The 7,022-nt window shown below is 48.9% G+C and carries 8 protein-coding genes and 1 pseudogene; 8 read left to right on the top strand and 1 reads right to left on the bottom strand.

The window, feature by feature from the left end; all coding sequences use genetic code 11:
* Nucleotides 1-272: 272 nt before the first annotated feature.
* From HMPREF3168_RS07415 to HMPREF3168_RS07395, 6 genes and pseudogenes are all read left to right on the top strand, one after another.
* Nucleotides 273-635, top strand: a complete 363-nt coding sequence (locus tag HMPREF3168_RS07415; protein ID WP_035175226.1) for a hypothetical protein — start codon at nucleotides 273-275, stop codon at nucleotides 633-635.
* Nucleotides 636-654: 19 nt separating this feature from the next.
* A pseudogene (locus HMPREF3168_RS09930) lies at nucleotides 655-789 on the top strand (family 1 glycosylhydrolase); the annotation flags it as partial.
* 127 nt (nucleotides 790-916) lie between these two features.
* A complete protein-coding gene (manA, locus tag HMPREF3168_RS07410; protein ID WP_035175231.1) occupies nucleotides 917-1,879 on the top strand; it encodes a mannose-6-phosphate isomerase, class I in 963 nt (320 codons plus the stop codon).
* Nucleotides 1,880-1,918: 39 nt separating this feature from the next.
* Complete coding sequence (locus tag HMPREF3168_RS07405; protein WP_003613521.1) at nucleotides 1,919-2,794, top strand: ROK family protein; 876 nt, start codon at nucleotides 1,919-1,921, stop codon at nucleotides 2,792-2,794.
* Between the two features lie 219 nt (nucleotides 2,795-3,013).
* Nucleotides 3,014-3,457, top strand: coding sequence for an IS200/IS605 family transposase (gene tnpA, locus HMPREF3168_RS07400; protein WP_003613533.1), 444 nt, complete (start codon nucleotides 3,014-3,016; stop codon nucleotides 3,455-3,457).
* Between the two features lie 22 nt (nucleotides 3,458-3,479).
* Nucleotides 3,480-4,658, top strand: coding sequence for an RNA-guided endonuclease InsQ/TnpB family protein (locus HMPREF3168_RS07395; protein ID WP_070489434.1), 1,179 nt, complete (start codon nucleotides 3,480-3,482; stop codon nucleotides 4,656-4,658).
* Here the strand turns inward: HMPREF3168_RS07395 and HMPREF3168_RS10780 are convergent.
* The gene (locus tag HMPREF3168_RS10780) at nucleotides 4,620-5,111 is read right to left on the bottom strand and encodes a hypothetical protein (protein WP_035182860.1); all 492 of its coding nucleotides are present in this window, start codon (nucleotides 5,109-5,111) and stop codon (nucleotides 4,620-4,622) included. The two genes, HMPREF3168_RS07395 and HMPREF3168_RS10780, sit on opposite strands and share 39 nt — an antisense overlap.
* A 318-nt stretch (nucleotides 5,112-5,429) precedes the next feature.
* Between HMPREF3168_RS10780 and HMPREF3168_RS07385 the strand changes: the two genes are divergently transcribed.
* Nucleotides 5,430-6,194: a hypothetical protein gene (locus tag HMPREF3168_RS07385; protein ID WP_003613530.1), complete on the top strand. Its 765-nt coding sequence runs from the start codon at nucleotides 5,430-5,432 to the stop codon at nucleotides 6,192-6,194.
* Nucleotides 6,191-6,973 carry a hypothetical protein gene (locus HMPREF3168_RS07380; protein ID WP_002880600.1) on the top strand — a complete coding sequence of 261 codons (783 nt, stop codon included), beginning with the start codon at nucleotides 6,191-6,193 and terminating at the stop codon, nucleotides 6,971-6,973. The genes HMPREF3168_RS07385 and HMPREF3168_RS07380 overlap by 4 nt, the downstream gene beginning before the upstream one ends.
* Nucleotides 6,974-7,022: the final 49 nt, after the last annotated feature.

Raw genomic sequence — 7,022 nt, 5'->3', positions numbered from 1 at the left:
TCAAGAGTCAGACGGAAGTCTGGCTCTTTTCTTTTGCTTGGATACTTAAGAAATGTCTTGACATTAGCAAATAAATATTATAAAGTTAAACTAACAATTAAATCACGTGTTATATCAAGAGCTAGTGAGTGGTTACACACTTTGACCTAGCAGCAACCTGCCGACCGGTAAGGTGCTCCACTGTAAACGGATATACGTCACTTAACCGTGTTCGTATATCGAACACGGTTTTTTTGTGACAAAGTCCCAGTGACGTTAAACAGGAGAAAAAGATGGCAAGTATACTATATGATCAACTACAATCAATGGCTTTAAAGCAATACATTAAACAATTAGCACCTGAAAAACTGCAACAGCTTATTAAAAACCCCGACATTTCTGAAGCGGATTTAAAATTAATACAGAAAAATACAGGAAATGAAACTATTAAACAATTAGCAACTGAAAAGCTGCAACATCTTAATAGTCAGGCCATCCAAAAGAGTTTGAATTCGTATCGCAGATTACATGATGCGAGAGGTTGGGCAGCTTCCATAGCGAGAGGACAAAGTCTTAATGACCTGAAATACAGATATAAGAATGCTACCCCTGATGAAAAAGTTAAAATTCGGGATATTTTACATAATGCTAATTAATCTGATGGGACACTCAAAATGGTCCTGGATGAATGCCTACCGGAACCGCTACGGGCTGATCCGCGACGACATTCACACCCAGAAGAAGACCTTGAAGAAGTCAGCCTACTGGTACCGGAAGCTGAGCGACAGCAATGAGCTGGACGCGGATTGATTTTTGTTGTTTTTTGCAAGAACTTTCGCTGTTTTTTCCCAATCCGACCGCAAAATAGCTTATGATGTTAATGGAGTAAATAAGTAAGCGGAAACACAATCGAAGGTGCAAAGGAGACTAAATGCAAATGGCAGAACCATTATTTTTGGAACCAGTTTTTCATGAAAAAATCTGGGGCGGCACTGGCTTAAAAGACGAATTTGGCTACCAGATTCCCAGCGACCACACCGGTGAAGCTTGGGCAATTTCCGCCCACCCGCATGGCCCGGCAACTATCAAGAACGACCTTTACAAGGGGATGAAGCTGAACGAGCTCTGGGACCAGCACCGGGAACTTTTCGGCAATGCCAAGGGGGACGTCTTCCCGCTTTTGACCAAGATTTTGGATGCCAACCAGGACCTGTCCGTCCAAGTGCACCCGGACAATGAATACGCCAGAATTCACGAAGGGGAGCTGGGCAAGACTGAATCCTGGTACGTGATTAAGGCCAAGCCAGGCGCCAAGCTCTACTACGGCCACAATGCCCAGACCCGGGAAGAATTCGCTGAAATGGTGAAAAACGGGGAATGGAAGAAGCTTTTGCGGACCGTCCCGGTGCATGAAGGGGACTTCTTCTACGTGCCACATGGCATGGTGCACGCTGTCGGCAGCGGCATCATGGTTTTGGAAACCCAGCAGTCCAGCGACACCACCTACCGGATGTACGACTTCGACCGGGTGGACAAGAAGACCGGCAAGCTGCGCGAGCTCCACTTGCAGCAGTCAATCGACACGGTGCAAGTGCCGTTTGAGATGCCAAAGCTAAACCATGAAGAATGGGATGTTGGTGACGTTCACGTGACCCAGTTCGTGATGGCGGAATACTTCGGCGTCTTCAAGCTGGATGTCCACGGCAAAGGCGACTTTGAGATCAAGGACGGCAAGTACCGCTTGCTGTCAGTCTTGGATGGATCTTGCGACTTGACGGTCGACGGGCAGACTTACCCGTTGAAAAAAGGTAATCATCTGATTTTGCCAACGACGATTTCCTGTTATACTTTAGATGGTCAAGCTACGATTATCGCTTCCAAACCAGGCGATGAAGCTTAAAAGACAAAATCGAGAGTTAACAGAAGCATAGGTGAGAATATGACAGATACTTTTGTAGGCAGTATTGAAGCCGGTGGCACCAAGTTTATTTTAGGCGTGCAAAACGTGGAAACTGGGGAAACCACTGCAACCAAGCGGGTGCCAACCACGACTCCGGCAGAAACTCTGGAAGCCTGCCGGGACTTCTTCAAGGAGAACCCGGTCAAGGCTATCGGGATCGGCTCTTTTGGCCCGATCGACATCGACCCGAAGTCAGCAACTTTTGGCTACATTTCCAAGACCCCCAAGGCTGGCTGGTCAAATACTGAACTGAGGGGCTACTTTGAAAAGGAACTGGGCGTGCCAGCCGTTTTGACGACTGACGTCAACGCTTCCTGCTACGGGGAATACATTGCCCGCGGCCGGGATAATGAAAAGACCTACCTTTACATCACCATCGGGACTGGCGTTGGGGCCGGGGCCATCCAGCAAGGCCACTTCATCGGCTACACCAACCACTCAGAAATGGGCCACATGCGCATTCCTAAGCGGGCGGATGACAAGTATGAAGGCGGTTGTCCTTTCCACCACGACGCCTGTGGGGAAGGCTTGACGGCTGGCCCGACGATCAAGGGCAGAACCGGGATTCCTGGGGAAGACCTGGACCGCAGCCACCCAGTCTTTGACTTGATTTCCTATTACGTGGCTGAGATGCTCTACAACATCTACTTGACCATCCGGCCAGATGTCATGGTTGTCGGCGGGTCAGTCTTGAACGAAGGCGACATGCCAACGGTCAGAAAGTACTTCGCGGAAATGAACAACGACTACGTTGCCCTGCCGCACCTGGACGAACTGATCGTGCGGCCGATCGTTGCCAACAACGGTTCAGCTACCTTGGGCTGCTTTGAAATGGCCAAGGACCTGCTTAAGTAAAAAGCGGAAAAACAAGATAATAGCACTAAAAAACCAGCTCAAGCGACAGCTTGGGCTGGTTTTGTTATGGATTTTATTACGTTGGGGGTGAGAAAACTTGGCATTTCAATGCCGAGTTGAATCGCCATCTTTTTACCTTAGTATGTGAACGTTAGTTTGACATGTGATATAATATAAATAGCTAGAGAGCTGTAAATACTGAAAGAAGGTGCAACTCATATGACTAAATACGAATTCAGAAATGATGAGCCAGATATCATCCATGGGCGAGGCTACGTATACAACCTCAATTACCACATCGTCTGGTGTACCAAGTATCACAACCAAGCCTTGGCTAATCCGATTATTGTCGATTCACTCAAGGACAAGATCCTTCAGATCTGCCGTGAGAATGAGTATACGGTCAAGGCTCTAGAAATAATGCCAACTCACGTGCATATTCTGCTGTCTGCCAAACCCAAAGAGAGCGTGACAAATATCGTCAAGAAGCTCAAAGGCATTACGGCCAAGTGGCTTTTTGAAAAGTACCCAGAAACGATGAAGGAATACTTCTGGGGTGGTCACGTCTGGTCACCGAGCTATTACGCAGGAAGCATTGGAGTGACAACCGAAGCTGTCGTCAAGAAATACATTGAGACGCAATGGAATAGACCATTTCACTAAACGCTAGAAAGGAGGAAGCGACATGACAATACGCAAGCGCAAGTCAGATCTGCCGGAATATGGAGTGAAAATCAGATTGTACCCGACTCTCGTACAACAAGCCAAACTTAGACAGTTCTTTGGCAATGACCGCTTCCTCTGGAATCAGCTTGTCAGCCTCTATCAAGAGCGCTACAAGAACAACAAGAGCTTAAAACTGTTAACGGAATTCGATCTTAACAATCTGCTTCCCGCTTTGAAGAACGAATATCCATTCCTCAAGGCAAGTGACAGCTCCAGCTTCCAAATCGTGACCAGGAACATCAGCGATGCCTGGGAGGCGTTCTTTGCCGGAACGAGACGCAAGCCCCGCTTCCACTCAAAACATAACGCCAAGCAGTCATATACTGGCAAGTCGTCAAGCATCCGGATCATGGGCAAAAGAAACATGTTCCTGCCGAAGCTGAGAAGAGTCAGATCATCGAAAACCGGCGTCATCGACGGCAAGATCAAGTGCTACACGATCAGCATCGATGCTTGCGGTCGCTACTGGCTTTCTCTCATCGTGGAGAAAAAGAGCGCCTTCCTGCCAAAGACTGGCAAGGCGGTTGGCATTGACGTGGGGCTGACGCACTTGGCCATCCTGTCAGACGGCAGAAAGTTTGACAGGTTCTCATCGGATTTCTGCGAGAAACAAGCAGAAATCTGGCAGAGCAAGTCATCCAAGCGCCGTCATTTGGCTTTTGTTAAGTCGCAGCAGGAAGCCAACAAAAAGGTTCTTGGCGCAAAAAGCTTGTCTGACTATCGCAACTGGCAGAAAGCCAATGTCGCCAAGAACCGCTATATGAGCCGCATCACGAATCAGCGCGATGACTATCTGCACAAGATCACGGATCAGCTGGTAAAGAAATACGACGTCATCGTCATTGAAGATCTCAAGATCAAGAACATGACAAAGAATCACCACCTTGCCCGCTCAATCCTGCGTCAGTCATGGGGTAAATTCCGCAAAATGCTGGAATACAAGTGCAAGAAGTACGGAAAGATTCTCATCAAGGTCAATCCAGCATACACCAGCCGAATCTGCTCAAAATGCGGTAAGGATACGGGCAAGAAGCCACTGTCAGTGCGGGAATGGGACTGCCCATTCTGCAAGGCGCATCATGACCGTGACATCAATGCATCAATCAATATTTTGCTTAAAGGACTTGCCCAGCTCTGAGAGAGCTGGGTAAGCAAAAAATCGTACCGTCAAACAGCAGTCAATGCGGCTTGGCGGAATCGTCGGAGGGGGCACTTCCGTGATAAATAGACTGACCTCTGTTTTTGCACTGCTGTTCAGCTTGCTGGACAGAACCAGTAAAAAAGCAGTCTTGACTTCGGCCAATCCTGCTTGCAAGAATAAGTTGGTTGTTCTCAGAAGCTGTAGGCTGTGCGTGAGCACTAGCCTATAAAGAAACCCCCGACCTTGGTCGGGGGAGCATGTCATTCTTGATAATGTTCCGATGTAACGATATACACGAATGAACTCTTTGCCTGACTGGCTAGCCAGGGGCAGCTCGATCTTGTAAGCCACGAACATCAAGGTAGTATAGCTGAGGATGTTCAGAGTGATCGCCAAACAAAGACTGGTGAAATTGACCAGAATTTCATTGCTAGGCAGGATGCGGTTCATCAGCAGGGTCCGGGTCCCATCTAAAAAGGGGCATAATTACGCAGAAATACTACGAGACCGCGTAGGCAAATGCTCTAGTAATTTGCATGGCTTGCTCCCTATAAAATACGATATGTTTCTTAATTAATATAATAACTTATTTGCCTTAACAAAAGGGATGGCAGGGCCCAAAATGATTGATTAAGAAATTAGATGTTAGCGCTTTTAATTCACGCGGGAGTATGCTATATTTTTAACTTGGAATAGATGCCCTCAATTCTTCATAATATAAGGGCTATCCACAGTTAATCAGGATGTTTTGAATACAGGAAAAGGAAAATGGAAGACGTTGAAGAGGCACTTAAGCGGCAGCTGGCGGGACGGGTTTGGTCAGCCAGCTTGCGCCGCCAGCTGGAAAACAAGGATATTTGTTTAAGCGATTTGCTGCTGGACAAGCAAAGACTGAACGTGATTAAGCCAGCTGACGTCCCTTTAATCAGCCAGGCCCTGGATGAATTGCAAAAGAATTTTCGCGAGGCAGTCAAGCAGGTTCTGCAAACTGAAATAGAAGCTACTTCTGATGCTGACCGGCTGGCCTGGCTGCTCCTGCAGCTTTTTGCCAAGAAAAGGAAGCGGGTCCGGGACTTGACGGCTGACCAGCTGGCTCTCCTGCAGACTGAAGAGGCTAAGAAATACGTCCTTTTTCACGGGCCGCGGGTCTATTTCCGCAACAACGCCTGCTTTTTGACCAATACTTTCCCGGCAGAACTGGTCCATATCAACGACCTTGCCGGGCTTAAAGGACAGCCGGCAGCTTTTTCCGCCTTGTTGCAGGGAGAAGAAGTGGATGGGGAAGAACTCAGAAGCTGGCTTGACCTCTTCGGTCCCTTGTATGAAGAGAAATATTTCGGCAAACACTACGGACCAGGCGTGGAACTGGCGGGGTTTCAAATCTCTAGCGGGAAAAGAGATCCCCGGATCTACTATGTCCTGCGCTACCTGCTCAAGGATAAAGAGCCAGAAGCAAGATCGAAAAATTTTGCTGCGCTTCCTTTAAAGACGATCCTAAGGCGGAATTTAGTCTGCCACGAGGCCTTCAAATGATGACGGTCTACAGCCGGGAGTATTACCAGGCAGGATTAGCCGAAGGAAAAATCAAGGCCAAAAAGCTGGACAAGTACCGGCTGGGACCGGACTTTATTCTGGCTTATGACCTGGGGCCAGCTGCTTCTTACCGGACCTTGCTAGTCGACCGGAAGCAGGGGGAGATCGTCTTAAGAGCCACGACCAAGACCCTGCTGGCCCACTTCGTCAACGAGGATCTGCCTGGCGGCTACCCCTTGCAGGACAAGCTCTACAAGCTCCTGGGGATCCGGGAGCAGCACGTGATTTCGGCGGGGCATGGGGCAATTTTTTCCCCGGAATCCTTCCACGCCGGCCTGGTGGACCTGGTGGCCCTGCAGCGGATGCGGGGGATGGAAGCCTGCCAGGGAGGGCTGCTTATGACCGACTTGGCCGGGGTCAACTGCTATTTCTTTCAGGTGAAGCGCGGCTATGCCAATGCCAGCCGGCAAGTGAAAGAAGCGGTTGAGCACAACGCCCTTTACTGCAGCCTTTTTCATGGCCTGGCTGGGCAGGTGGGCTGCCCGGTTTGCAGACAGGGTGACTGGAACCTGCTCTATGGACCCAGCTACCAGCAGGCGGTTGAGGCCGACCTGGCTGGCCGGATCCCCTCTTTAAGGCAGCTTTTGGCTGAGATCAAGGCAGAGGAGAAGGCAGTCTTAAAGCAGATACTGCTGGATGAACTCGGCCTGCCTCTTTTACCAGATGATTTAGACTATGCCTTAAAGCAGGCTGAGAAAAAGCTCTTATTCAGAATATAACGAAAAGCCCCCGCGGTCGCGCAATGTCATTAAGTTAAGGCATTGACTT

Origin of the sequence: Lactobacillus sp. HMSC08B12 (assembly GCF_001808415.1) — a bacterium.
GTDB classification, from domain to species: domain Bacteria; phylum Bacillota; class Bacilli; order Lactobacillales; family Lactobacillaceae; genus Lactobacillus; species Lactobacillus delbrueckii.
The sequence above is the reverse complement of the archived record's forward strand: the minus strand, read 5'-3'. Positions and strand labels throughout refer to the sequence as shown.